This is a genomic window from Pseudoflavonifractor sp. SW1122 (genome assembly GCF_012027765.1).
Taxonomy (GTDB): Bacteria; Bacillota; Clostridia; order Oscillospirales; family Oscillospiraceae; genus Enterenecus; species Enterenecus faecium.
Genome location: NZ_SJOS01000017.1, coordinates 18,642 through 43,864, shown reverse-complemented (window position 1 = coordinate 43,864; position 25,223 = coordinate 18,642). Strand labels below are relative to the sequence as shown.

General features: G+C 54.9%; 18 protein-coding genes, 1 tRNA gene and 1 pseudogene. 11 read left to right on the top strand and 9 right to left on the bottom strand.

Features of this window, described 5'->3' with window-relative positions; genetic code table 11:
* The 3 genes and pseudogenes from E0L15_RS05930 to E0L15_RS05920 form a co-directional block, all read right to left on the bottom strand.
* A pseudogene (locus E0L15_RS05930) lies at positions 1-408 on the bottom strand (GyrI-like domain-containing protein); the annotation flags it as partial.
* Positions 409-410: 2 nt separating this feature from the next.
* Positions 411-731 carry a TfoX/Sxy family protein gene (locus tag E0L15_RS05925; protein ID WP_168124898.1) on the bottom strand — a complete coding sequence of 107 codons (321 nt, stop codon included), beginning with the start codon at positions 729-731 and terminating at the stop codon, positions 411-413.
* The gene (locus E0L15_RS05920) at positions 718-1,644 is read right to left on the bottom strand and encodes a YafY family protein (protein WP_168124897.1); all 927 of its coding nucleotides are present in this window, start codon (positions 1,642-1,644) and stop codon (positions 718-720) included. Before E0L15_RS05920 ends, E0L15_RS05925 begins: the two co-directional genes overlap by 14 nt.
* A gap of 146 nt (positions 1,645-1,790) precedes the next feature.
* On the opposite strand from E0L15_RS05920, the gene E0L15_RS05915 reads away from it, so the two are divergent.
* Together E0L15_RS05915 and E0L15_RS05910 are read left to right on the top strand one after the other, a co-directional pair.
* Positions 1,791-2,234: a GNAT family N-acetyltransferase gene (locus E0L15_RS05915; protein ID WP_168124896.1), complete on the top strand. Its 444-nt coding sequence runs from the start codon at positions 1,791-1,793 to the stop codon at positions 2,232-2,234.
* A gap of 45 nt (positions 2,235-2,279) precedes the next feature.
* The gene (locus E0L15_RS05910; protein WP_168124895.1) at positions 2,280-3,338 is read left to right on the top strand and encodes an alpha/beta fold hydrolase; all 1,059 of its coding nucleotides are present in this window, start codon (positions 2,280-2,282) and stop codon (positions 3,336-3,338) included.
* A 280-nt stretch (positions 3,339-3,618) separates the two neighbouring features.
* On the opposite strand, the gene E0L15_RS05905 is transcribed toward E0L15_RS05910, so the two are convergent.
* Entirely contained in the window at positions 3,619-3,870 is a 252-nt protein-coding gene (locus E0L15_RS05905) for a hypothetical protein (RefSeq protein ID WP_168124894.1), read from the bottom strand.
* Between the two features lie 101 nt (positions 3,871-3,971).
* Between E0L15_RS05905 and E0L15_RS05900 the strand changes: the two genes are divergently transcribed.
* From E0L15_RS05900 to E0L15_RS12340, 3 genes are all read left to right on the top strand, one after another.
* Positions 3,972-4,193: a helix-turn-helix transcriptional regulator gene (locus E0L15_RS05900; protein ID WP_087242506.1), complete on the top strand. Its 222-nt coding sequence runs from the start codon at positions 3,972-3,974 to the stop codon at positions 4,191-4,193.
* A gap of 675 nt (positions 4,194-4,868) precedes the next feature.
* Positions 4,869-8,177 (top strand): ATP-dependent RecD-like DNA helicase, encoded by a 3,309-nt coding sequence (locus E0L15_RS05895; protein ID WP_168124893.1) that lies wholly within the window; start codon positions 4,869-4,871, stop codon positions 8,175-8,177.
* A gap of 122 nt (positions 8,178-8,299) precedes the next feature.
* A complete protein-coding gene (locus tag E0L15_RS12340) occupies positions 8,300-8,527 on the top strand; it encodes a hypothetical protein (protein WP_243155405.1) in 228 nt (75 codons plus the stop codon).
* A 54-nt stretch (positions 8,528-8,581) separates the two neighbouring features.
* On the opposite strand, the gene E0L15_RS05885 is transcribed toward E0L15_RS12340, so the two are convergent.
* Both E0L15_RS05885 and E0L15_RS05880 read right to left on the bottom strand, forming a co-directional pair.
* Positions 8,582-9,019, bottom strand: a complete 438-nt coding sequence (locus E0L15_RS05885; protein WP_168124892.1) for a zinc ribbon domain-containing protein — start codon at positions 9,017-9,019, stop codon at positions 8,582-8,584.
* 478 nt (positions 9,020-9,497) lie between these two features.
* Positions 9,498-9,573, bottom strand: a tRNA-Pro gene (locus E0L15_RS05880).
* A 104-nt stretch (positions 9,574-9,677) separates the two neighbouring features.
* On the opposite strand from E0L15_RS05880, the gene trmB reads away from it, so the two are divergent.
* Positions 9,678-10,847 (top strand): tRNA (guanosine(46)-N7)-methyltransferase TrmB, encoded by a 1,170-nt coding sequence (gene trmB / locus E0L15_RS05875; protein ID WP_158096797.1) that lies wholly within the window; start codon positions 9,678-9,680, stop codon positions 10,845-10,847.
* A gap of 308 nt (positions 10,848-11,155) precedes the next feature.
* Here the strand turns inward: trmB and E0L15_RS05870 are convergent, their stop codons facing one another.
* Complete coding sequence (locus E0L15_RS05870) at positions 11,156-11,884, bottom strand: hemolysin III family protein (RefSeq protein WP_087370256.1); 729 nt, start codon at positions 11,882-11,884, stop codon at positions 11,156-11,158.
* A gap of 170 nt (positions 11,885-12,054) precedes the next feature.
* On the opposite strand from E0L15_RS05870, the gene hemW reads away from it, so the two are divergent.
* The 4 genes from hemW to E0L15_RS05850 all read left to right on the top strand — a co-directional run bounded on the left by hemW (position 12,055) and on the right by E0L15_RS05850 (position 22,873).
* Entirely contained in the window at positions 12,055-13,278 is a 1,224-nt protein-coding gene (gene hemW, locus E0L15_RS05865) for a radical SAM family heme chaperone HemW (protein ID WP_087233315.1), read from the top strand.
* A 97-nt stretch (positions 13,279-13,375) separates the two neighbouring features.
* On the top strand, positions 13,376-13,810 hold the full coding sequence (locus E0L15_RS05860; protein ID WP_168124891.1) for a SpoVA/SpoVAEb family sporulation membrane protein: 435 nt from the start codon (positions 13,376-13,378) through the stop codon (positions 13,808-13,810).
* Between the two features lie 426 nt (positions 13,811-14,236).
* A complete protein-coding gene (locus E0L15_RS05855) occupies positions 14,237-20,212 on the top strand; it encodes a beta-N-acetylglucosaminidase domain-containing protein (RefSeq protein ID WP_168124890.1) in 5,976 nt (1,991 codons plus the stop codon).
* Positions 20,213-20,329: 117 nt separating this feature from the next.
* Positions 20,330-22,873 (top strand): TetM/TetW/TetO/TetS family tetracycline resistance ribosomal protection protein, encoded by a 2,544-nt coding sequence (locus E0L15_RS05850; protein WP_168124889.1) that lies wholly within the window; start codon positions 20,330-20,332, stop codon positions 22,871-22,873.
* Positions 22,874-22,918: 45 nt separating this feature from the next.
* On the opposite strand, the gene E0L15_RS05845 is transcribed toward E0L15_RS05850, so the two are convergent.
* Positions 22,919-24,118 (bottom strand): ATP-binding protein, encoded by a 1,200-nt coding sequence (locus E0L15_RS05845; protein WP_168124888.1) that lies wholly within the window; start codon positions 24,116-24,118, stop codon positions 22,919-22,921.
* Positions 24,119-24,237: 119 nt separating this feature from the next.
* On the opposite strand from E0L15_RS05845, the gene E0L15_RS05840 reads away from it, so the two are divergent.
* Entirely contained in the window at positions 24,238-24,777 is a 540-nt protein-coding gene (locus tag E0L15_RS05840; protein ID WP_168124887.1) for an NUDIX hydrolase, read from the top strand.
* Here the strand turns inward: E0L15_RS05840 and E0L15_RS05835 are convergent.
* Positions 24,764-25,126, bottom strand: coding sequence for a hypothetical protein (locus tag E0L15_RS05835; RefSeq protein WP_168124886.1), 363 nt, complete (start codon positions 25,124-25,126; stop codon positions 24,764-24,766). The two genes, E0L15_RS05840 and E0L15_RS05835, sit on opposite strands and share 14 nt — an antisense overlap.
* Positions 25,127-25,223: the final 97 nt, after the last annotated feature.

The window sequence follows — 25,223 nt, the reverse complement described above, 5'->3', positions numbered from 1 at the left end:
TTCCACTTTAGAGAAGTCCCGTTGCTTTTTCTCCGAGGCATCCCGGACGGCCCAGCGGAAGGCCTCTTCTGTCACAAACTCCGGTAGGCGAATCAGGGAGATCCACCGAAAATCCGCCTTGCGGGTGTAGTCCACCCCCTGGACACCCTCTTGCCACCATAGGCCCTCCAGGGGCGGCACCACATAGTCGAAGTAACCCTCCAGATGGTGCTTGCCCATCCTGCTCATTTTGATGGTGTAGGCCACGGCATAGAGTAATTCCAGGGCCTATTTGTAGGCACCGTCCTTCTCATTTGGATCGCCCTGGCCACGCACGGCCAGGAACTTCATGGCCGGTACCGTGACGATGCTCGGTGTCCTGGGGGGCAGATAAAATTCCTTGTACTCTTTCTTGTAGTCAAAGGCCACGGCTATTTCCTCCTCTTCTTTGGCTGGGCCTGAAGGGCCAGACAGGTGAGGTGGGTAAGAGCGGTCATGGTGTCCCGGTCGTCCACATCCTCCACCCAGATGTAGTCATTAGCCCCCTCATAGGGTGGAGCCTTGGGCAGATGGGGAAATGCCGCTTCCCCCGCCGGGGTGACCTTGACAAAAAGCTGGTCGTCACAGATGACGGCGAAGAACACCTCGTCGCAGTAGAGACCGTATTCCCCGAACATCTTCCGGCTGCGGATGCCTCCGGCTTCCCGTAGCTGCTCGGCCACATAGTCCACAAAATTCTTATGAGAGGCCATGATGATCCCCCTTTCGGTAACGATGGGCCAGTGTTTCGGTCAGTTCCCGTAGCTGCTCTCGTAATTCTGCCGGCTCCAGCAGCTCCGCCTTGTCTCCAAAGGTCAAAACCCAGCTGAGTACGCTGTCCCCATCAGGAAAGCCGCCGGTGAAGCGCAGCCGTCCGTCCGGTTCCACGATGAAACAGTCCGCCCCGTATTCCTCCACCAGCCGCCAGCGGCAGGATGGATCAAAGAGAACGGTGACCTGGTATTTTACCGGAAAGACCTGTTCCGGTTCCAGGTTGGGCAGGGGGGCGCAGCGAGGAGCAAAGGCTTCACCGCTGGTAAGCTCCGTCATACGGTTGAGCTTAAACAGGCGGAAATCCTCCCGCATTTGGCACCAGCCCCACACATACCAGGTGGACCAGTGAAACACCAGATAATAGGGCTCCACGATGCGCACCGATTCCTCTTTGGGAGAGAAGTAGGTGAAACGGATGGTGCAGTGCTGCTCCATGGCCCATTGGATTCGCTCGATTTTCGGCGGCAGACTGGACTTGTACCAGGAAGCCAGGTCAATGAGCATATGTGCTCCACCGGGGACCAGTCCACCTGTTCCGGCGGACAGCTTTTCCATTAGCTGGGCGTAACGCCGGGTGCCACTGACGCTGTCCAAACTCCGCAGGCCCACCAGAATGGCCTGCATTTCCGGGGCAGTGAGTACCGTGCGGTCCACCCGGTAGCCCTCCATGATGGAGATGCCGCCCCCAGAACCCTGAGTAGTAGCGATGGGGATGCCTGCCCGGCACAGGGACTCAATGTCACGCTGGATGGTCCGGCGGGACACCTCGAACTGCTCCGCCAGTTCCGGAGCGGTGACCTTTTCCCGCTGGAGCAGAATGGATAGGATGCCGATGAGACGCTCCATTTTCATGAGGTGCACCGCCTTTCCTGATTCTGACTGCATTATAGCACAAGAACACGACAACTGTGTGTCATGTTTCTCAAAGAATTGCAGCGGCTCATATCGTATGGTATCATAGTCCCACTAAGACCGTCAGGCAGAGGATGGATCACGCCATGAAAATCAGAAAAGTGGAAACCGACAAAAAGAGATACCTGGATTTGCTGCTGCTGGCCGACGAGCAGGAGGACATGATCGACCGCTATCTGGAGCGTGGCACTATGTATGTGCTGGAGGACAACGGGGTAAAAGCGGAATGTGTCGTCACCGATGAGGGAGACGGTGTTCTGGAACTGAAAAACATTGCCGTGGAGCTGGAGTTTCAGGGCAGGGGATACGGAAAGAATATGGTGGACTTCCTTGTCCGAACTTACAAGGAGCAGTATACGGTGCTGCAGGTTGGCACCGGAGACAGCCCGTCCACCATCCCATTTTATGAATCCTGCGGCTTTCGTAGGAACCATCTCGTCAAGAACTTTTTTACCGACCACTACGACCACCCCATCTATGAGTGCGGGGTACAGTTGGTGGATATGGTGTATCTGCAAAGGAGGTTGTAAAGACTGAGTCCAGCTGAATTGAAAGAAGAAAAAGGAAGATATGAAATGAAGATCAAAGGGAAAAAGAGAGTTGTTGGAGTGATATGTGTCGTAGTTGTGCTGCTGTTGATGGTAATTCCGTTTTCTATATCAGCAGTTCTGTATGAAACGACATTTGGACGTTACGAAACAGAAGAACCGTATATCAGAGATATCTCAGAGTTTGATGGATTGGAAGTTGAGCAGGTTTCTTTCCAATCTAAAGAGGGAAATCAGTTGGCGGGTTACTTATATACACACCAAGGCAGCCAGTCATATGAGGGGATCATAGTTTTGGCACATGGTCTGGGTGGCGGAGGACAAAACTCGTATATGAATGTGGCTCATTATTTTACGTCCAATGGTTTTTTGGTCTTTGCATATGATGCAACTGGAAATGATAACAGCGAAGGCAAGTCGGTGAGGGGAATTCCCCAAGGCGTGGAAGATCTGGAGCAAGCCATTGCATATGTCAAAACAGATGCCAGGTTGAAGGAGTATCCCATTTGCCTGTTTGGTCATAGCTGGGGCGGATATTCGGTGGCAAATGTACTAAATTTCTGCCCGGAAATCAAGGCGGTGGTTTCTTGCTCTGGGTTTAATCGATCTTCGGATTTAATCGAAGCACAGGGTCGAGAAATGGTTGGCAGCGTTATAGACATACTTCTTCCATATGTCAGACTGTATGAAAAAATTAAATTCGGAGAATACGCCGATACCACAGCCATAGAAGGATTTGAACATTCCGATGCAGCGGTTTACGTTGTTCACAGCCAAGATGATACCACAGTGTCACCGGAATACGGCTATGAACTGTACGAACAGAAATATGCCAATGATCTTCGTTTCCAGTTCTGTCTGTTTGAGAATAGTGGGCACAGTTTTGTGTATTATTCGGATAAGGCACGAGAGTATGTGGCACGGTTCAATGAGGCGTTTTCGGAGTACTTTGAGACCCATGAGCTGACAGTAGAGACAAGAGTGGAATACATCCGGGAGAACATGGATAAGCAGCAGGCATTTGAATTGAATGAAGAATTGTTTGCGGACTTTTTGGAGTTTTATAGAAGCAGCATTGCATCTTAGACAGCCCAGTAGCAAAATGAAGCTATGTGATTGTTTGAGATAGAATGCAAAGTGCGGGATTAATTCCCTCTACGACCACCCCATCTGCGAGTGCGGGGTACAGCTGGTAGACATGGTGTATCTGAAAAGAGGGCTATGAAAAGCGGAGCGCCTGTGGGCACTGTGCTTTCTCCCCGCAGAACTTTTGTATCAGGCATAGCAGTTTTTCACACGCTATAATCAAAGATAACCGCCCGCTGAATTCCGAGGATATTCAGCGGGCGGTGACTCGTCTGTGGGGTCATCCAAAATCATGCCGGCTGCCGCCACCGGCACCCAGATCTTCAAAGGTACAGACAATTTCCTCGATTTGCTGAAAGCATTCGCTGTCTGCCAATGCGTCGTCCTCCAGGATGGCTTTGATTTTAGCCAGGGCCTTATAGCATTCCAACTCCACAATCTTTGTTACGTCTGTGTTGATGAGATTAGGGAAGGAAACCTGAATTTTTTCGTTTGCAAAGACATGACAAAGGATTTCTTGATACAGCTCCATGCAACCGCCACCTTAGTACTTATTAGTTCTACAAACAACATTGTAATGAAAATTTGCGGTATCGTCAATAGTATCAATCAGTACTAAAGGCGGTGGGCGGTATGTTATTTCAACGACTGAGAGATTTGCGGGAGGACAGGGATCTGCGGCAGGAGGATGTGGCGGAAATTTTAGGGATCAGCCAGACGGTGTATTCCCGCTACGAGCGTGGGTTCCAGACGATTCCGGTGATTCATCTTCTGAAATTGGCGGACTACTACAAGGTGTCTACCGATTATATTCTGGGACGAACCAACAACAGCAAGCCGTATGATGTGAAATAGAACATTTCAATTAAAAAGTTCGGTAAAAAAAGAAAAACCGCCTGAATAGGCGGTTTTTCTAACCAAATGGTCCGAGTGGAGAGGCTCGAACTCCCGACATCCTGCTCCCAAACGTGTGTCTGAACCTTCAGCCGGCACTCTACCGCCCTCTTTGGCCCTTTCCTCTGCTCCGGCAGTTTATCTTTGACACTCTTTTGCCCTGCGTGTTTCAAACAAAACTTTCTCCTTTTGGGATGGGTGTGGGATTGGATTCTGTGTATTAAAAGAAGTTCCGTCCGGGGTGAGCGGCGATGGCAAGCCAGGACACCACAGAGGGGGGCGCAGGAAATGCGCCGCATAAACAAAGAATAAAGCTGGAGTACACCTTGATACGAGAAATTCTATCGTATTATCCTGCAGATTCAGTGCCACTTCGGATCTGACGTTGCAGATGTTCGACAAAAAAGCATACCATTTCAACAACGACAGCTACCAAAAGAAATCAAAAAGCATCAAAGTTAGATTTTGGGTCATACAGTTGGAGGATATAAGCGAAGGGGCCAAAAACCCATATTGTACCTTAATGCTGATAGACGCTTCGTTGACTGCCTATGGGCCAAGAGTTATAATCATTGCATAAGAATCGCAAAATGCGGTTTATAAGATGACTATTTGATGCGCCCGGAGGAGTAAGCGATGATTGAGCAGGTAAGGGAAAAGGTTAAACGACACATTAAAACACATTCTGAACGTTCTGTTGAGGACCGTTCTGCCATCGCACTTCTGGGAGCATTTTTAAATCCTGGAGGGCGAATTAATACTTCTTTTGAGGCAAACGATACTTGGCCAAATCATGATGGTACATTTGAGTTTGTTTCAAATCCAAATGTGTCCAGACGCCCAACGCAGAACTTCATGGTTCAAATTAAAGGAACCCATTTGTATAGAGAAAAAGATGGTATTGTTAAGTATTCGCTAAAAAGTTTGGCTTTTCCTGCTTATATATGTGATCATGTCTCCTTAGATCCTGGGATATTGTTTGTTGTGCTTAATCCAGATCAGCGTGGCACCCAGCGAGTGTTTTGGAAGTATATGTCCGTAGATTTCCTGAATTCGATTAATTTTGATAATGATAGTATGACCATCGCCTTTTCTGCTGACGAGGAAATTCTGAATACAGATGAAAGCGTTGCTGCGTTTTGTGAAAAACTGGAATACATTACAAATCATCACTCATTTCTAAATCAGCTGGATAGCAAGAGCTATACCCGCCACGATGTTGAGAAAATAATCTCAGCGTGCGATACAGAAATCATGGAAAGCATTGATAGGCTCGATATTTTCAATGATACTCGTGATGGCGTGTCGAGAAGAATTCTCAAAAGACTCGATGATCTGTGCACAGCTGCTCTTCTGCTCAACGCCATAGCTGATGGAATCGATACCCCAACGCTTCCGTTAGCATGGGAACGTTCCATGTTGACTATTGAAACCAAGTACCTTGGTACATTCCTCAGAGGACTGCAGTACATTGGTAAACGCGTCCCAGATGAAGGTCAATCAGAACGTTTGATGCTGAAGTATTATGATTTTTTGTGGCAAATAAGAAAATCATTGGATGAAAAATACGGAATAAACATTTTAGGCAACCTGGAAAAATTTCCACTCCATATTGACCAAATTGACCAGCAATATTATGAGATGGTAGCAATAGCGGTAAACACGGTTGGCTCTACCCGGTGTGCTCTGCGTACATCAAGGTATTATGTCCAGAAAAAGATCCCATTTTTTATTGGGCGAGAGCGTTATTATGAAATCACACTTCAGTTGGCTGGTGCATACGCTTCGAAATATAATCGAATCACAGCATACTCAAAAGAAAATATCTCCACAAGCTACTCTGTTCAGGTCGGCTATGTAGACGCCCCAATGAATTTGTGGGGAATTGACTCTTCAATTAAAGTTATTACGAATTGGCGTGTGTCCATAGATCCCGTGTGTCTGAATAAGCTGGGGAAAGTGCTAAAGATTCCAACTCGCATATCTTCTCAGTATGGAGAGTACGAGGAATTAATGCGCTTTCTTACTCGAACAGGTCTTAGCTTCCTTGATTTGATTGATTTTCAGGAAGTTGAATTTTCGAGGGTTATCGACTCTATTTATAGAACCACAAACACATCAGTGTACAAGGAGGTTCTCCTCACTCTCAGGGAGCACTATTCTAAAGCTTCAAATGAGTTTGGCCGCAATGTTGTAAGATATTTGCTTTTGAATCTTCGGGAAGAAACTTTGGAGAGCGTAATGCCGACGCAATTCACCCGTAAAATGCTTTCTGCTAAACTGTACCTCCCAAGCAGTTGCTATCCCTTTGAAAGAAATCCGTTTATTTCCAATTTGACAGGAAGTAAAACAAGTGTGGGCAGCCAAGTCAAAAAACTTATTAGTGTTGCCGGTATCGAAAAGATTGATGTGGTTCGCCCATATTTATCGATTAGAAACGCGATCAAGCAAACTGGAGAAATTTATTTTGAAACCACTTCCGAATCCAGTGTAGCAGAGATACAAAAATATAATGATCAGTTAGACTCGTGGGAACGGAGCCAAGGATATCAAATTATTCTTTCTGATGGCTTTGCATGCATCCAATCTTACGAACGAACAACCTTGTTCATATTGAGGAGGCTGCTGGAATTCTCCAACAACGGAAATAAAGGACAGCGAGAGTATAACCAAAAATTTCTCCAAGAAAGTCCCTTGGATTTTGCTGACGATTTAAAGAAGCAGGCCATCCAAAATGTGTTTGTGAATTCTCGGCTTCTCCTGATTTATGGAGCGGCAGGGACAGGAAAGACAACGTTGATTAATTACATTTCAAACTTGATGTCAAATCAACGTAAACTTTTCTTAACTAAAACGCACACAGCACTTCAAAATTTGAAGAGGCGTATTGATAATCCAGGAACAGATTCTGATTTTATCAGTATAGACAGTTTCACCAAACAAGTAAATCTTCCAGACTACGATATCATATTCATGGATGAATGTAGTACTATTGACAACCGAACCATGGAGAGATTTTTGAACAGGATGAGCCCTGATAGTTTTCTGGTGTTGGCTGGAGATATTCATCAGATTGAATCTATTGAGTTTGGAAACTGGTTTTTCTATGCAAAAGATATTATCAAAACTCAGGGATCCAATGTTGAACTGCTGAGTACTTGGAGAACTCAGGATCAAGCTCTTATTAGTCTATGGAATGAAGTTCGAACCAGATCAGATATGATAACCGAAAAACTGGTTATCAATGGACCATATTCCGAAGATATTGGCCCCAATGTCTTTAAAAGAGAATATGAGGATGAGGTCATTCTTTGCCTGAATTACGATGGAAAGTTTGGGCTGAATAATATGAACAATTATTTTCAAGCTGCAAATACCAAAAGCGAGGCTGTTTCTTGGGCCGAATGGACTTACAAAATCGGCGATCCCATTCTCTTTAATGACTCAAAAAGATTTGATCTTCTATACAACAATTTGAAAGGACGCATCGTTAATATCGAAAGGTCTTCAAACTCTATTTCATTTACTGTTGATGTTGATATTCCATTAACTGAAGTAGCATGTAGGAGAGATGGCATTGAGTTTGTAGAGACTGTAGAAAATGGCACGCGGATTCGTTTTGAGGTATATGAATACGACGAGAGGCTAAAGGAAGAGAATGAAGACTTACGGCTCAAATCTGTTGTCCCGTTCCAACTTGCCTACGCTGTTTCGATTCACAAAGCGCAAGGTTTGGAATACGACTCGGTTAAGGTGATTATTCCAAGCAATAATGCCGAAAAAATAACTCATGGTGTCTTCTATACGGCAATTACTCGAGCTAAGACAAATTTGAAGATTTACTGGAGTTCCGAAACGATGCAAGAGGTTGTAAAGGGATTTGCGATAAATGAGACGAAGAAAAAAAGTTTGGAAATTGTAAAGTCAAAATTGGCAGAAGAGTGACGTTGTTGTAATGCTATGCGGATTGTAGCTGGTCTCACTACTGTGCTGAAATAGACTGAAGAAAGCAGTAGCTATTTCCCTCTTTCTGTGGTATTGTTCGGTTGCCAAAAGGAGGCGACGATATGCAGAAAGGAAACAGCTATACCGTAGGCCAGTGGTGCGACCGCTGGTTTTGCGAGAACCAGAGCAGATGGAGCGGCAGCACCGTGGGCGGATACCGTAAGAGCAGCGATTCAAAATGGGGCGATATGTTTTCCGGCGTATCGCTCCATTTTTTCTGTCAAACAATAGGCCCGGCCAAAATCATGTCGGCTGCTGAAAAGGAACTCAACTGCACCCGTCACACATAAAAATACCTCCTCCTGAAAATCTCAAGTTTCAGAGGGAGGTATTGATGCTTTGTCCTATTTCCAGTGGTTTAGTTTTGAAAGCTGAGTTTCGAAGTAGGCTCTGACCTGTTCGGGAGGCCAGGTTTCATTGGACATATGATTCTCCAGGAAACACAGCAATTCCTCAAGACTTGTATAAACGAATTTTTCGTCAGCGTAGCACCACTTGCAGTACTCTTCGTTAAAAGAGCCATCTGTCTCTCTGCTGATATTGGCATCCTCCAAGGGCATGCCACAGCACTGACAGATCAGCTGCCGGGGCGAGCCCAGCAGGGTATTGATGGAAACATCAAACAGTTTGGAAAGTAGCTTCAAAGTCTCCGTATTGGGCACCGTTTCGCCCGTCTCCCAGCGGGATACCGCCTGCCGAGTTACATGCACCTTTTCAGCCAACTGTTCCTGTGAGAGCCCATGCTTGGTGCGCAGTTCCAGAAGAATTTCTTTTGGTTGCATATCGATCACCACCTTACCGGAATTGTACCACGATGGAAACAAAAAGCAAAGCAACTATCTGTTGCTCTGACTTCACCTAACTTTACCATCGGGCACAGCAGCTTTGATAAAGAAACAGACAGGGAGGTTGCTCGTCTGTGGAGTCAGGCAAAATCATGCCGGTTGCCGCAGCCGGAACCAAGCTCCTCAAACACACGGACAATTTCTTCAATCCGATGAAAGCATTCGTTGTCTTCCAGGGAGTCGCCTTATATCCTGGGACGGACGAATAACAGTAAGTCCTATGCCACCAGGTAAATCATCGCTCTCCTTTGCCGTTAGGGATTGGTTAGGGATTTGGCAGTTTCGGCGGCTATCATCGCTCATGCGCCCGTCGCTTTCTTGTCCCTTGAAGCACCCATAAGCAGCTATCGCGAAAATGCAAAAATTATTTAAAAACGCAGAAAAACCGCCTCGATAGGCGGTTTTTCTGACCAAATGGTCCGAGTGGAGAGACTCGAACTCCCGACATCCTGCTCCCAAAGCAGGCGCGCTACCAACTGCGCTACACCCGGATATTTCAGCTTACGGGCTTATATTATAGCGGATTTCCTTGCCCTTGGCAAGAGTTTATGATATGATTTTCTCGACTTTCTTTGAATGCTACGAGGTGAAGCCAATGAGAATGCGGAAAAAGAAGAACTTGGACCGGCGCATGGAGAACTGTGCCGATTTGTGGATTAAAAATCCCGCCGCCCAGCGGGGCAAGTGGCGGGAGCTGATGCCCCAGGCCCAGGGGGTACGTCTGGAGCTGGGCTGCGGCAAGGGACGATTCACCGCCGAGACAGCGGCGGCCAACCCCCAGGACCTGTATGTGGCGGTGGAGCGGGTGCCCGACGCCATGGTCATCGCCATGGAGCGGTGCCGGGAGAAGGGGCTGCACAACGTCTTTTTTATTGACGGCGATGCCGCCTGCCTCAGCGATTACTTCGCCCCCGACGAGGTGGACCTGCTGTACATCAACTTCTGTGACCCCTGGCCCTCCGTGAAGCACTCCCGCCGCCGTCTCACCCACGAGAATTTCCTGCGTGGGTATCGCCAGGTGCTGCGGGACGGGGGCGAGATCCACTTCAAGTCGGACAACCGGGACCTGTTTGAGTGGTCCCTGTTCCAGTTCCCCAAGGCCGGGTTTGAGCTGTCTCAGGTCACCCGCAACCTCCACGAGCACGGCATTTGCGGTGTCATGACCGACTACGAGGAGAAGTTCCACAACCTGGGCACCCCCATCAACCGCTGTGTGGGCACCAAGGTAGCCCTGCCTGATATGCCGGTGGTGGATGCCCTGAGCCAGCGCCTGCCTCAGTTTGAGATTCGCCGGTGGGAGGAGGAAGACCTGCCCGCCGTTCTGGCCCTGATGGAGGGGAACGCCGCCTATTATGAGATTCAGAACCAGGGCCAGCCCACCATCCACAGCATCCGGGAGGATATGGCCACCCTGCCGCCCCGGTGCATCCAGGAGCAAAAGCATGATTTGGGCCTGTGGCAGGAGGGCAAGCTGGTGGGAATTCTGGACCTGGTGGAGGGCTATCCCCGGGAGCGCACCCTGTGGGTGGGCTTCTTTATGGTGGACGCCAGCCTGCACCGCCAGGGCGTGGGACGGGCTGTGGCCCAGGCTCTGCCCGGAGCAGCTGCCGACGCCGGAATGGACAGCATCCGCCTGGGCTGCCTGAAAGGCAACACCAAGGGCCACGACTTTTGGCTGGCCATGGGCTTCCAGGACCTGCGGGACGGCGAGGTCCGGGGAGGCAGCGCCGTTTGGATTATGGAACAGCTGGCCGAACACGAATAAAGCCAAGAACCCACATAGCAACGCAAGAAGGAACAATCATCTTGCATGGTCTAAAAGCCCTCGGCAGAGTTTTCCCGCCCGGGGGCGGGAAAATAAATCGAAATCCGTTTTTTTCGGGGACATGCGCATCGGAAAAAACACTTCTCAGCCCGCCAGTGTGGAATCGGGTCGTCCTTTGACCCGATTATGCATGCAGCGGGCTGCATCCCCTCGAAAAAATGCTGGCATTTTTGAGAAGTGTGTCGAATTGCTTCGACACGCAAACAAGAAACTGGTCTTTCTTGAGGGAAAGACCAGTTTCTTGCATCTTAGAGGGGGAGCAACACGTGATAGATCATCATAAAGTGGGCCACGGAGCCCAGCACAATGAATACGTGGAAAATCTCGTGACAGCCAAACCGGGGATTGTCCCGGGCGGGCCACTTCAGGGCGTAGAGCACGCCGCCGATGGTGTAGAGGATGCCGCCGGACAGCAGCCACAGCACGCCGGACATTCCCAAGGTGAGGTAGAGGGGATAGATGGCCACCAATGCCAGCCAGCCCATGGCAATGTAGATGGTGGAGGTGAGCCAACGGGGGCAGTTGATCCAGGCCAAGGTCATCACCAGCCCAGCAATGGCCAGAACCCAGATGATGCCGAACATGGACCAGCCCCAGGGCCCCCGCAGGGCGGTGAGACACACCGGGGTGTAGGTGCCCGCAATGAGGAAGTAGATGGAGGCGTGGTCGTACTTCCGCAGCGCAATGCGCTTGGCGGCGGTGGTGTGCACCGAGTGGTAGAGGGTGGAGGCGGTATATAGTCCGATCATGGACGCTCCATAAATGGAGAACGAGACCAATTTCCAGGCGTCAGCACCGGTGATCACTGCCTTTACCAGCAGCAGAACCGTGCCCAGGATGGCCAGCGCCGCACCAATTCCGTGGGTGATGGCCGACCAGGGGCGCAGTCCGTCGAAGGGCGTGCGGCCATGCTCCTGGGGACGTCTCCGGGGACGGGGCAGGGCGTCAAAGGGGTCAGGTGTGAGTGCGTCTTCCATAGTGACACCATCCTTTCTGAGAGCTCATTATAACATATTCGCTTTGTGATATCAAGGTCAATATGACTAAATATAATAATAAAAACTAGATTGAAAGAAGTGACATTGAATCTATACCTGGTGTGTGCTATAATCATAAAATTAGATGAACACCCGCAGGAGGAGAGCGTATGGGAGAGTGCCTGGGACTGTATTTACACATTCCATTTTGCCGCAGCAAGTGTGATTACTGTGATTTTTACTCGCTGGCAGGGCGGGAAGACCGGATGGACGACTACCAAAAAGCGCTCCTGCGCCACATTGTGGAGAGTGCGGAGGCGGCCCGCAGTTTTTCCGTCAACAGCATCTACATCGGAGGGGGCACCCCCACCTGGTACGGAGAAAAGCGCTTGGTGGAGCTGCTGCACACCATCAAACGCCGCTTCACCCTGTCCAAGGATGTGGAAATCACCATCGAGGCCAACCCGGACAGCGTGGATGAGAAGATGCTGCGCCACCTGCGCCGAGCGGGCGTGAACCGCATTTCCATGGGGATGCAGTCCGGCTGTGACCAGGAGCTGCAGGCCGTGCACCGTCCCCACACCTATCGCCAGGTGGTGGACGCGGTGACGGCGGTGCGCCGGGCCAAAATCACGAACCTGAACCTGGATTTGATCTACGGCCTGCCGGGGCAGACCGAGGAGAGCTGGCACAAGACGGTGGAAAAGGCGCTGATTCTCAACCCGGAGCACCTGTCTTGCTACGGATTGACGGTGGAGGAGGGGACTCCTCTGGCCCAGCGTGTGGCTCGAGGCGAGCAGCTGCCCGACGAGGATCAACAGGCGGCCCTGTACCTGTGGACGGTGAAGCGCCTGGCCGAGGCCGGGTACGAACAGTATGAGATCTCCAACTTTGCCAAGCGGGGCTATCAGTCCCGGCACAATATGAAATACTGGATGGGACACCCCTATATGGGGTTGGGCGCTGCGGCCCACTCGGATTTCGGCGGGCGGCGGTATTCCTTCCTCTCCGATCTGGACCAGTACATTGACCACATGCTCCAGGGGGACGCGGTGGTGGATGAGTCGGAGCAGATCACCCGGCGCGAGCGGGGCAGCGAATACCTGATGCTCCGCATGCGCACCGTCCACGGCATTGAGGAGTGGGAGTACCGGCGGGAGTATATGATGAACTTCGAGCCCATCGCCGCCAAGCTGGCGGAGTTTGAGCAGCGCGGCTGGGCCCGCCGACGTGGACGCCGATGGCAGTTTACCCCAGAGGGGTTCCTCTTATCCAATCAGCTCATTGGGCAGCTGTTGGAACTACAGGAAAATGCCTCCCTGGGTGGGATGCTGGAGCGGGTGCGCCGCAACCGAGAGGCTCAGAAAGAGAACAAAGAATCAAAAGAATCCTGAGAAATCCATGGGGCAGGGAGCGCCGAATGCCGCTTTCTGCCCCACTGCTATGATGAATTCATAAAAAATGGGTATACTCTCTGTGAGGTGAGAACCCATGAACATGAGCAATGAGGAATATCAAAAGTATGTGATGGCCATGGCCAAATCCTCCCCCACCGCCAAAAATCTGGTGTGGGCCTTTTGCGTGGGGGGCGGCATCTGTGCGTTGGGCCAGGGGCTGAGTACCTTATATGAGAGGTGGGGAGCGGGGGAGAACGCCCTGCCACTGGTGTCTCTGACCCTGGTGTTCGTGGCCGCCCTGCTCACAGGTCTGGGCGTGTTTGACGACATCGCCCGGAAAGCGGGGGCCGGAACCCTGGTGCCCATCACCGGATTTTCCAACGCCATGGTGTCCCCGGCCCTGGAGTTTCAAAGTGAGGGGCGCATCACCGGAACCGGGGCCAAGCTGTTCACCGTGGCCGGGCCCGTGCTGGCCTATGGGGTGTTTGCCAGTGTGATATACGGGTGCATCTATCAGCTGCTCCGGTGAGAAAATTGCCCTGCCGCCGTGGGAAAGACATGTGCTTCCCCACGGCAATTTTTATTTATATTGTGCAAAATGACGAACGAGACACAAAAGTTTTTAATATGGAACCAAATGGAATTTATTTTTTACTGAATAAATACACGAATTTCCGCAAAAATATGAAATTTCACCCACTACTTCTGCGAGTTAAATTGGGAAAGAAAAGAGAACTGTAAAAAATTTAAAAATTTCGAAACACACTGTTTACTTTGTCTAACTTAATATGGTAAGATTCACTCATAATTGGATAGAATGGATTGTTACCGCAAGGGCAAAACCGGATTGACCAGAAGACTATGAAGACCATGTAGTAGTTGCTCCTGGCGGTCTGGCTTTTTTTGTTTTTTGTGGGAAGCTCCAGCATCCAAAATAAGATAAGGAGGAAGCGAAATGAGACGGCAAACAAGACAAGCGAGTCAGGCCCATATGGGACGCAGACTCACTGCGGCCGCCTTGGCCGCGGTCATGGGCGCGGGTTGTGTGGCAATGACCCCCTTCCAGGCCCAGGCCGAGGACACGGGGAGTACCGGGTATGAGATTTACCCCAATCCCCATGTGATGACCTATACAGGTGGAGACTACATTGTTAAAAATGAAGTCAACGTGGTGTTCGAGGACGGCATCGACCAGTACACCAAGGACCGCCTGGACGAGGTGCTGGACCTGAAGGGGGACATCACCTACACCACCTCGGACGAGATGGTCAACGGTAAGACCAACATTCTGGTGGGTATCAACGGCTCCGGCGGCTACGTGGACAGCTACGCCAAGGAGAACCTGGAGGTAACCACCGATGGGCTGTTTGACGAGATGGATTCCTATGTCCTGGACAACCAGAACGGCGTGATCACCGTGCTGGGCCGTGACACCGACGCTGCGTTCTACGGCCTGACCAGCCTGTACCACGTGTTCACCCAGATGGACAGCTACACCATCCAGGAGTTCCACGTGGAGGACTGGGCCGATGTGGCCAGCCGTGGCTTCATCGAGGGTTACTACGGCAACCCCTGGAGTACGGACGACCGTGCCAACCTGATGACTTGGGCAGGCTATTACAAGCTCAACTCTTACTTCTACGCTCCCAAGGATGACCCCAAGCACAACGCCAAGTGGCGTGAGCTGTACACCGAGGAAGAGCTGAACGACAAGATCAAGCCCTTGGCAGATGCAGGCAATGCCTCTAAGTGCCAGTTTGTGTTTGCTCTGCACCCCTTTATGTACAACGGCATCAATGCCAGCAACTATGATGACTCTCTGGAAGTCCTGAAGAAGAAATTTGAGCAGACCGTGGAGTATGGTGTGCGTCAGATTGCCGTTCTGGCCGATGACGCTGGTGTTCCCGGCGGCAACAATGAGGCTGGTTGGGACGTTTACACCCGTCTGATGAAGGATTTGACTGACTGGGTTTCTTCTGAGGAGATGCAGGAGAAGTACGAGGGCCTGAAGGTGGTCATTCCCTTCTGTCCCAACGACTACATGGGTAATGGTAACAGCGCTCAGCTGAAATATCTGGGCCAGAACATGCCCGAGACCGTGCCTCTGGTTGTCACCGGCGGTAAGGTGTGGGGTGAGGTTTCTCCCAGCTTTACCCAGGGCTTCAAGGATGGCGTTGGCCGTGGTCCCTACATGTGGATCAACTGGCCCTGCACTGACAACTCCAAGAAGCACCTGATCATGGGTGGTTACTCTGACTTCCTCCAGATCGGTGTCGACCCGGATAACATCCAGGGCATCGTACTCAACCCCATGCAGCAGTCTGAGCCCAGTAAGGTGGCCATTTTCGGCAATGCCTGCTATTCCTGGAACATCTGGGAGACTCAGGAGGAGGCTGACAAGGCTTGGGACGCTTCCTTCGCCTGCGTGGACCACAACACTGTCATTCCCAATGACGCCTCCAATGCTCTGCGGGAGCTGTCCAAGCACATGATCAACCAGAACATGGACAGCCGTGTGCGCGTGCTGCAGGAGTCTGTGGAACTCAAGCCCATTCTCAACTCCTTCAAGGAGAAGCTGGCTGCCGGTACCGTCACTGTGGACGATGTGAACACCGTGATGGCTGAGTTTGTCAAGCTCCAGCAGGCTGCTCAGACCTACCGGGCCAAGGCTGGCAACACCGATGTGAAGGACCAGATCGTCTACTGGCTCAACTGCTGGGACGATACCACCGCTGCTGCCATCGCCTACCTCAACGGTGTGAAGGCTGTGCTGGCGGGCGACACCAGCAACATCCTCAAGTATAACTCCGAGGGTAAGACCGCTTTTGACAGCTCCAAGAACCACCCCTTCTGGTATCTGGACCACAATGAGTACGCCGAGGTGGGCGTGCAGCACATCGTGCCCTTCATCAAGACCCTGGCCAACTATGTCTCTCAGTCTGCGGAGACCGCCATGGATCCCAGCAAGGTGATTGCCAACTTCATCACCAACCGTACCGACACCCCCACTGGTGACGTTGCTAATATCTTTGATGGAAGCGACAGTACCGGCATGACGTTTAAAACTCCCAATGCCATTGCTGAGGGCGAGTATGTGGGACTGCTGTATAACAAGGTCATCGATGTGAACAACATCCGCATTACCATGCAGGGTCAGGCCGATCACTTTGAGCATTCCAAACTCCAGTATACCACCGATGGAAAAGAGTGGGTTGATATTGAGCTGCGTGAGGGAGAGAATCAATTCGATGTGCCGAGAAATCAGCCCTTCGAAATCTCCCTGGATGAGGATGCACTGCCCCAGGATTTCCAGGCTATGGGCGTGCGCCTGATCACCACTCAGGCCAACAGCGGTGCTTGCTGGTTGGATCTCAGAGAGTTCCAGATCAACGCTCAGGACAGCGAGCCTGAGGTCACTGAGGGTACCTATTCCACCAACCGGGATCGGATGAACGGCACCGCTTGGGACGTGCTCAACGATGGTGCCAACGGCGGCGCCAGCGCCAGCGAGGTGTGGCTGTCTGTGGCCAGCGGCACCGACAAGGACGGCCTGCCCGCCGGCTCCTACATCCAGTACACCCTCACTGAGCCCATGAAGCTGACCAGCGTCACCTTCGCTCAGGGCGGCTCCGCTGCCGGCGACGTGATCACCGACGGCTCCATCCAGTACCTGGATGACCAGGGCCAGTGGCAGACCATCGCTGAGGTCAACGGCGACAAGGTCCAGACCTTCGATTTCTCTGATGAGGACATCACCACCACCGCTGTGCGTGTGCAGAACGATGCCTTCAAGAAGATTTGGTGGCGTGTGGGCGAGTTCAACGTGGAATTCTCCGCCGACACCTCCAGCAAGCCCATTGAGTACAACATCATGCGCACCGAGCGCTGGACTGTCTATCAGGGCAACGAGGCCAACCTGTACGACGGCAACGACGGCACCTATGTGTGGTACGATCCCGATGGGTCCGGCAACACCACTGGCGATGACTTCATGGTGGACGACTTCCTGGGTTACAACCTGGGCAAGGTTGCCAAGCTGGACAGCGCTCACATTGTGGTGGGCAACGGCGACAGCTCCGACAAGCTGAAGGTGTACACCATCGAGACCTCCGTGGACGGCCAGGAGTGGACCGCTGTGCCTGGCTATGAGCGCTACGAGGGCAAGGCCAGCGGCACCGACGTGCTGGACATCGACCTGGACGGCGTTCAGGCTCAGTACATCCGCATCCGCAACCTGGTGCAGCAGGGCTCTTGGGGCCAGTTCAGTGAGTTCACCGTCACTGAGGTGATCAAGCAGACCGGTTCCACCGAGAACCTGTACACCAATGTGGAGACCAACATCCTCTCCAACGCCTCCGAGGGCCAGGTGAACCTCACCAGCGGCACCGCCACCCTGAACACCGGCGATTACGTGGGTGTGGACCTGGGCAACATCAAGGCTGTCACCGGCGTGACCACCTCCGAGCTGCCCCAGGGCGTGACTCTGGAGACCTCCATGAACGGTGTGACCTGGACCGCTTACACCGCCAAGTCCGCCACCGACGCCCGCTATGTGCGCGCTGTCTCCTCTGCTGACGGCGTGGTGCTCAACCTCACCGAGTTCGTGGTTTCCTACGAGTTCGTGGGCGAGAAGACCGTGGAGAGTAACTTCGCCATTCAGGACACTTCCTCCGATATGAGAAACAACGGTACCGTGAAGAACGTGTTCGACGGCGACCTGTCCACTCTGGGCATGATCACTGGTACCCAGGACGTTGGCAAGACCATCACCTTCGATCTGGGCCAGACCATCCACTTCTCCTCTCTGCGCTACTACATCGTGGAGACTCAGCTCAACTACCCCCGTCACGTGAAGTTTGAGGTTTCCGCCAACGGCGAGGACTGGACCGAGGTCCTGGTCATCGGCGACGGCGACTTCGAGAACGTGTGGGACAACTCCGTGGCCAAGGACATGCAGGACAAGACCCTGTATCACGACAGCAAGAACCCCGGCTACATGTACGCCGAGGCCACCGGTCTGGACGTGGATGGCCGCTACATCCGTGTCACTCCTCTGAGCACCTACAGCCACAGATGGCTGGGCTTCAGCGAGATTCAGATCAACGGCGGCGAGTACATCTCCCCCGAGAGCAACCGTGACATCGTCAGCGCTGACGTGGAGCAGAAGGGCATGATCCCCTCCAACGCTCTGGACGGTGATTACACCACCACCTACAAGTCCAGCGCTACCAACAGCTCCTTCACCTACCGCATCTCTGAGCCCACCGGCCTGACCTCCATCCGTCTGGTGCAGCTGGGCGCCATCTCCAACGCCACCGTCACCGCTCAGTATGTGGGCGAGGACGCTGCTGTGGAGCTGGGCACTCTGAACCAGGCCATCAACGAGTTCAAGCTGGACACCGGCAAGACTCTGGAGAGCATCACCGTGTCTTGGACCGACACCATCCCCGAGATCGCCGAGATCGTCACCTCCACCCAGGCTGTGGGTCAGGTGAATAAGGACGAGCTGAAGGCCGCTCTGGATGCCACTCAGCCCACCGACACCTGGACCGATGACAGCGTTGCTGCCTACGAGGCTGCCAAGGCTGTGGCTCAGGCCATGTATGAAAACGACAACGTCACCCAGTCCATGGTGGACTCCGCTCTGGGCTCCCTGAACAGCGCCGTGAACAATGCTGTGCTCAAGGCCAGCAACGTGGACGAGCTGCAGGGTCTGGTGGACAACAAGGTCACCAACGACAACAACGTCTACACCACCTTTAGCTTCATGACCTACTCCTCCGCCATGGAGGACCTGGAGGCTGCTCTGGCCGACGCCGGCAACCTGTCCCAGGAGAAGGCCGACCAGCTGAAGGCCGCTGTGGAAGAGGCTCAGGCCGGTCTGGTGTACTCCACCCGGAACCGTGAGCTGGCTCAGCTGGCTGTGGCTGGCTACGAGAACATCGTGGCTGAGGACTACACCGCTGAGAGCTACGCCGCTGTCACCGCTGCCAAGCAGGCCATTGACGAGCTGGTTGCTCAGGATCTGGCCGCTACCAGCAACGACCAGCGTGTGGACCCCGTGAAGTTCCTGGAGGCCAAGGCCGCCTATGAGGCCGCCGTGGACGCTCTGGTGCCCGCTGGCGAGGCTCAGCCCGGCAACAAGGACCTGCTGCAGAAGACCTATGAGTACGCTCTGACCCTGTCCACCGAGGGTGTCACCGACTCCGCCAAGGCCGCCTTTGAGGCCGCTGTGGACAACGCCAAGACCGTTCTGGACAACCCCAACGCCACTCAGGACGAGATCAACGCCGCTTGGGACGCTCTGCTGGAAGGCATCTGGGGTCTGGGTCTCACCCAGGGCGACAAGACCATGCTGGAGCAGCTCATCGCCAAGGCTGAGAGCATGCTGCCCGACGAGGACAAGTATGTGGCTGACAACTGGCAGATGCTGGTTGACGCTCTGGACGCCGCCAAGAAGGTCATGGAAGATGGCGACGCCATGGACGAGGACATCCAGCCCGTGGCTGAGGACCTGCTCAACGCCATCCTGGCCCAGCGCTTCAAGGCTGACAAGTCCATCCTGGAAGAGCTGATTGCCAAGGCCGAGGCCATGGACCTCAATGGCTACAACGAGGCCAGCGTGGGCGCCTTCCGCTCCGCTCTGGCTGCTGCTCAGGCCGTGATGGCCGACGAGAGCCTCACCGAGGACGATCAGGCCAAGGTGGATACCGCAGTGATGAACCTGCTCACCGCCATGGAGAACCTGACTGCTGAGGGCGAGATGCCCACCCAGCAGCCCTCTCAGACTCCCGCTCCCACCACCCAGCCCGATGACGGCAAGGTGCCCCAGACTGGTGATACCATGAATGTGGCTGCCTACCTGTTCACCGCTGTGGTGTGCGCGGCCGGTCTGGCTGTGCTGGCTATCTTCCGCAAGAAGAACGCCTAATTCCCCCTAGCCTCAAAAATTGCCCTGGGCGCAAAGCCCAGGGCAATTTTTTCCTTGCAAGAGGGGGAAAAATCGGGTACTCTGAATGGAGAACCAAACGCAGGGGGAATACCCAACATGAAACGATTGACAACTGGAATCATGGCCCACGTGGACGCCGGGAAAACCACCCTCACCGAGGCCATGCTCTATTTGACGGGCAATATACGTCACCTGGGCCGGGTGGACCACGGGGACGCCTTTCTGGACACCCAGGAGCTGGAGCGGGAGCGGGGCATCACCATCTACGCCAAACAGGCCATCTTGCGCCGGGGGGACTTGGAGCTGACCCTGGTGGATACCCCGGGGCACGTGGACTTCTCCGCCGAGACGGAGCGGGCTCTGCAAGTGCTGGACTGCGCCATCCTGGTGGTCAGTGCCGCCGACGGGGTCCAGGGCCACACCGAAACCCTGTGGCAGCTGCTGGAGGAGGCGGGGGTGCCCGTCTTTCTCTTTGTCAACAAGATGGACCAGCCCAACCAGGGCAAAGCCGCCATCCTCAAACAGCTGGAGGGGCGGCTGGGCCACGGCTTTGTGGATATGACAGACCCGGAGGCCCGAGGGGAAGGGGCAGCTCTGTGCAGCGAGGAGCTCATGGAGCGGTACCTGTCCGGGGAGGAATTTACCCAGGAGGAGCTGGCGGCTCTGGTGGTGCAGCGGCAGCTGTTCCCGGTGTACTTCGGCTCCGCCCTCCAAGTGGAGGGGGTGGAGGAGCTGCTGGACGGCATTGAGGCCTATACTCTGGAACCGGAGTGGCCCCAAGACTTCGGGGCCCGGGTCTTTAAAATCACCCGGGACGAGCGGGGTGAGCGGCTTACCTGGCTGAAAGTCACCGGAGGCCAGATGCGGGTGCGAGAGGTGCTCCACGGACCCAACTGGGAGGAGAAGGTCAACCAGATTCGCCTCTACTCCGGGGCCAAATTCACCGCGGTGGACGTGGCCCCCGCCGGGACGGTGTGCGCCGTGACCGGGCTCACCCACACCACGGCGGGGGAGGGCCTGGGGGCAGAGGAGAACTGGACCGGCCCCCGGCTGGAGCCGGTGCTCTCCTATCAGGTGATTCCCCCGGAGGGGGTGGACGCCTCCACCTTGCTGGAGCGGCTGCGCCGCCTGGAGGAGGAGGACCCCCAGCTGCAAGTGGAGTGGGAGCCAAACACAGAGCAGGTGCGGGTGAAGCTCATGGGCCAGGTGCACCGGGAGGTTCTGGAGCGGGAGCTGCGCCGCCGCTTCATGCTGGATGTCACCTTCGGCCCCGGCAGCATCGTCTACCTGGAGACCTTGGCCAAGCCTGTGGAAGGTGTGGGCCACTTTGAGCCCCTGCGCCACTACGCCGAGGTGCACCTGCTCCTGGAGCCCCTGGAGCGGGGGGCGGGGCTGCAAATTGACACCGTGTGCTCCGAGGACGTGCTGGACGGCAACTGGCAGCGGCTCATTCTCACCCACCTGGTGGAGCGTCAGCATGTGGGCGTGCTCACCGGGTCTCCCATCACCGATTTGAAGCTGACCCTGCTGACGGGCAAGGGCCACTTGAAGCACACCGAGGGAGGCGACTTTCGCCAGGCCACCTACCGGGCCATCCGCCAGGGTCTGATGATGGGGGAGACCATCCTGCTGGAGCCCTGGTACACCTTCCGCCTGGAGGTGCCGGGGGAGAGCGTGGGCCGGGCCATGACCGACGTGCAGCGCATGTGCGGCGAGTTTGAGGGCCCCCAGATGCGAGGGGAGACGGCGGTGCTCACCGGGTCCCTGCCTGTGTCCGAGGTGGGGGACTACTGGAGCCAGGTGGCCGCCTATACCCAGGGCCGAGGCCGGTTCTCCTGCCGCCTGGACGGATACCGCCCCTGCCACAACACCCAGCAAGTGGTGGAGGAGCGGGGCTACGACCCAGACCGGGATGTGGACAACCCCTCGGGCTCGGTGTTCTGTGACCACGGGGCGGGGGTGCACGTGCCCTGGAATGAGGTGCGATCCCACATGCATGTGGACAGCGGCTGGCTGCCAGAGGAGGAGCGGGCCCGCAAGGCCCAGCCTGCCCCCCAGTTCCAGCGGGGCTACGCCTCCCAGGTGGCCCTGGACAAGGAGCTGGAGGAGATCTTCGCCCGCACCTATGGGGCGGTGAAGCCCCGGGCCTTCCACTCGGTAAAGGCCACCACCAAGCCCAAGGAGCGGCCCTGGAAGGGGCTGAAACAGCGGACGGGGAAGGACTACCTGCTGGTGGATGGGTACAACATCATCCACGCCTGGGAAGACCTGTCCGCCCTGGCCCGAGAGGATTTGGACGGGGCACGAGCCAAGCTCATTGACCTGCTGCGCAACTACCAGAGCTGGCGGGGCTGCCAGGTCATCGTGGTCTTTGACGCCTACAAGGTCAAGGGCGGCAAAGGAGCGGTGGAACAGCTGGGGGACCTGTACGTGGTGTACACCAAGGAGGCGGAGACCGCCGACATGTACATTGAGCGTACTACCTACCAGCTCAGCCGGGACAACCGGGTGCGGGTGGCCACCTCCGACGGCCTGGAGCAGATGATCATTCTGGGCCACGGGGCCCAGCGCATGTCCGCCGCCGAGCTGAAATACGAGACGGACCAGGTGATGGCCCAGATTCGGGACACCATCGGATGATAAAAGACCTCCACAACCGGCTTCCCGGTTGTGGAGGTCTTTTCCTCACAGGGACAGCACAAATTGCAGTGCCGTCCGGGGTGTGGTGGACCCATGGTGCCGCTCCCAGGCGATGGCCTGCTGGTGGAGCTGCTCCTGGGGCAGGGTGCACCCGTGCTGGGCGGCAAATAGGTCTACCAGGTCCAAGAACTCGCCCCGGCTCAGGCCCTGGTACAGGATGCGCAGGCCGAAGCGGTCGGCCAGAGAGGTTTTCTCCCGGATGGTCTCGTTGCGGTCCATCTCGTCCCCCGCCCGCTCCGAAATGGTCTGCCGCACCAGATGGCGGCGGTTGGAGGTGGCGTAGATGGCCACGTTCTGGGGCCGACGCTCCACGCCGCCCTCCAAAATGGTTTTCAGCACCGAGTAGGTGGGGTCGTCCCGGTCAAAGGTGAGGTCGTCAATGAAGATGATAAACTTCAAGGGCTGCCCCTCCAGAGAGCGGATGAGGGCGGGCAGGCCGGACAGGTTCTCCTTGTCTGCCTCGATGAGGCGCAGCTGCTCCATCCCCGGCAGGGTGAGCAGGTGCTTGACGGTGGCAGACTTTCCGGTGCCGCTCTCGCCGTAGAGCAGCACGTTGTTGACGTACTTTCCCGCCAGCAGCGCCCGGGTGTTCTGCACCACCTGATTGCGGTGGTGCTCGTAGCCCATGAGCTGCTCGCTGGTGGGACAGTCCGGGTGGGGCACCGGGACGAGGGTACCGTCCTCCCACACAAAGGCCTTGTGCCGGGCCAGGGGGCCCACACCCTCCTGGAGGTAGGCCTGGCGCAGGGGGGCCAGGTACAGGGAGAGGGTGGCCTCGTCGGGCCAGGGGAGCAGCTTGGAAAGCCAGGGGCGCAGTTGGGCCGGAGTGGCCTGGGCTACAGCGTCCAGCCACTGCTGACTGGGAATGGCGCTGACGGCCCGCAGCGTGTCAATGTCCAGCTGGGCGGCATATTCCAGGTGCTCCGGGCACTCCCCCTTTGCTATGGCGGTGGGGTAGGGCCCCTGGGACCAGCGCAGAGCCTCATAGAGCCAGTGGCCCAGGCTGGGACTGCTGGAGCGCTGCATCTCATAGAAGAGCTGGCTGTAGCACTGGGCGGCGGTCAGGCCGTCCCCCGCCTCCAGAGCTTGGGACAGCTTGGACAGAGCCACCGTCACCGGCTGGTCCAGTAGGTCCCGGTAGACGGAGAGGGTGGACAGACAGATATGAACATGGGAGAGTTCCATGGAAAACACCTCGTCGTTTCTCTAGTGTGATAAAGTCATTATACAAGTTTTTTCCTCCTATGGCAATGGGGAGAAAAGTGTGCTATACTCAGGGAAATGAGACAAGGAGGTCTTGTGGTATGGAACTCATGGAAAAAACACTCACCAGCAAGCTGGTGTATGACGGCGGCCTTCTGAAGGTCCACTACGATACGGTGGAGCTGGTCAACGGCCGTACCTCCTGGCGGGAGGTCATCCGCCACCCCGGCGCCGTGGTCATGGTGCCCATTGACGATGAGGACAACATCTACCTGGTGCGCCAGTACCGCTACCCCTATGCCAAGGTGCTCCTGGAGGTGCCCGCCGGCAAGCTGGAGTACGGCGAGGACCACTTTGAGGCGGCCAAGCGGGAGCTCAGCGAGGAGATCGGCGCCGAGGCCCGGGAGTGGATTCCCATGGGTGAGATGCTGCCCACCCCCGGTTTCTGCGACGAGCTCCAGCACGTGTACCTGGCCCGTGGCCTCACCTTTGGCCAGATGCACCCTGACGAGGATGAGTTCCTGGAGCGGGTGAAGATGCCCCTGTCTGAGGCAGTGGAGATGGCCATTGACGGCCGCCTGGAGGACAGCAAGACGGTGGCCTCCATCCTCCGGGCAGCGGGTCGGCTCAAGAAGCTGTAAAAATGTCAGGCAGCTGCCCGGTGCGCCTGCGGTATTGCACCAGCTCAAACTGAAGGAAGGCGGCAATCAAAAGAAGCCCCGCCGCCATCACCTCCCACTGGGCGGCACATAGCTCTGGGGCGTTGGCGGGGTCTGTCTCGTTTAGGGCCTTGAGGGTCTGGGTGAGAAAGAACCCGGAGCTGCCCAGGGTGAGGGCGGTCTCGCCGCAGCGCAAGGGATAAAACCCGGTGGTTTGTCCTGCTTCGGCCCGGTATAGGGTGTGCACTGCCAACAGGGCGGCCACCAGCACCGCCATCAGAAAGGAAAAGTCGGAATCGGCACTCCGGTCTGGTCTGGTGGGCTGGTCCATGCATCTACCCCCTTTTCGCTATCCTATGCGGCGAAATGGAAAAAAGTTCACATGAAAAATCCCCCTTTCTCATAGAATGGAAACGCTATGAGAAGGG